Consider the following 2,033-nt stretch of genomic DNA (forward strand, 5'->3'; position numbering starts at 1 on the left):
ACCCAAATAACGTAGTACGCGGGGTACTTAGTCTGGTCAGAATGGCTTGTTAGATTTCTCTTTCAAGCCTCACGCCTTTAGGCTGAGGTTCCTGACACTTCCCATAATTGGTTAACGCGATTTAAATTAATAACACTTTACGCTTCCGATATCCCAGTTGCGATCGAATCTCGAGAATGGTCAAGTTCTCCTCATTAAACTGGATGGAGCGGTATTTTGGCAACTTGGTAGATGCAGGATAATCCCTTAATCATAACAATCTTGCGAGATTGTGGAAACTAAGAGGATAAAGGTGATGGCAAAAATGCAACAGGAGCAATTCTGTCAAGCCCGTGGAAATCTTGTCGTCTCGTTATGCCCTAAAATTGGAGGCAAGGATTCGCAGAGGGAGGGACAAAAATGGAGACTTATGATGTCATTGTCATTGGTGCGGGTCATAACGGTTTGGTCTGTGCTGCTTACTTGCTTGAAGCGGGTTACAGCGTTTTGCTCTTGGAGTCGCGATCGCTACCAGGAGGTGCTGCAACGACGGAAGAAGCCCTTCCCAAGGACGCACCAGGCTTTAAATTCGATCTTTGCGCGATCGATCACGAAGCGATTCATCTCGGTCCAGTGGTGGAAGAATTGGAATTAAGGAAATATGGGTTGGAATATTTGCCTTGCGATCCGGTGTTATTTTGTCCGCAACCTGATGGTACAAATTTTCTTGCTTGGCGATCGGTGGAGCGCACCCGCAAGGAAATTGCCCGTTACAGCGATCGCGATGCTCGTAAATATGTTGAATTTATCGACTATTGGCAGCATTTGAATGGTGCCCTCGCTCCGATTTTTAATGCTTCTCCGATGGCTCTTCTCGATATTGCGGGGAACTACGATCGCGAGAATTGGCAAGATTTATGGACGGTTTTTGGCTCTAGAAATAAAGTTCTCGATTTTGTTCATAATCTTGTTACTTCCCCGACTAATCTTCTCAGTGAATGGTTTGATAGCGAAACCGTAAAAGCCCCCCTCGCTTGTCTCGCGGCGCAAATTGGCGCACCTCCTTCTCAAAAAGGAATTGCGATCGGGGCGATGCGAATGGCGATGCGTCACGATCCGGGCTTATTTCGACCGCGAGGAGGGTCAGGAGCGCTGGTTGCAGCCCTGGTTCGACGCATTGAGGATAGGGGGGGTAAAATCCTGACGAAACAACGGGTAGAGCGCGTTTTAGTCAACAATGCGGGACGAGTGGAAGGGGTGCGGGTTGGTAATGGGACGGAATATCGCGCTAATACGGGGGTAATTTCTAATATTGATGCTCGTCGCTTATTTTTGGAGTTGTGCGATCGCGTCGATGTAGACTGTGCTGCACCGAAGTTAAGAGAAACATTAGAGCGACGTATTGTTAACAATAATGAAAGTGTACTTAAAATCGATTTGGCTCTCTCAGAAGCGCCGCAATTTATCGCCTACGATCGCCCAGATGAGGCACTGGTGGGATCGATTTTAATTGCTGATTCGGTTAATCATGTAGAAAAAGCACACGCTTTCTGTTCTTTTGGGGAAATTCCTTCAGATCCGGTTTTATATGTTGTTTGCCCGACTTTACTCGATCCGAGTTTAGCACCGGAAGGAAAGCATACTTTGTGGGTTGAATCTTTTGTCCCTTATCAAATTGCTCACCATGAAGGACTGGGGTTAAAAGGGACGGGATGGACTGAAGAATTAAAAGCAGAAGTGTGCGATCGCGTTTTGGATAAATTAGCAGCTTATGCCCCCAATATTAAGCGATCGATTATTGCTCGTCGCATCGAAAGTCCACCAGAATTAGAGCAGCGTTTGGGACTAGCAAAAGGAAGCCCCTATCAGATCGATATGACCTTAGATCGCATGATTTTCTTCCGTCCCTTAGCGGAATTAGCAGATTATAAAACTCCCATTGATGGGTTATTTTTAACAGGAGCAGGCACTCATCCAGGAGGAGGCATTTCTGGAATGCCAGGGCGCAATTGCGCTCGTGCTTTCATCCAAAACCAACAACCTTTTTTAGAAAA

General features: G+C 46.4%; 1 protein-coding gene. It reads left to right on the plus strand.

Going from position 1 to position 2,033, the window contains the following annotated elements; translation table 11 throughout:
* Positions 1-399: 399 nt before the first annotated feature.
* Positions 400-2,033, plus strand: a 1,634-nt coding sequence (locus JUI58_RS01495; RefSeq protein WP_204101973.1) for an NAD(P)/FAD-dependent oxidoreductase, incomplete at its 3' end; no start/stop codon positions are given.

The organism is Spirulina sp. CCY15215 (assembly GCF_016888125.1).
Lineage (GTDB): Bacteria > Cyanobacteriota > Cyanobacteriia > Cyanobacteriales > Spirulinaceae > CCY15215.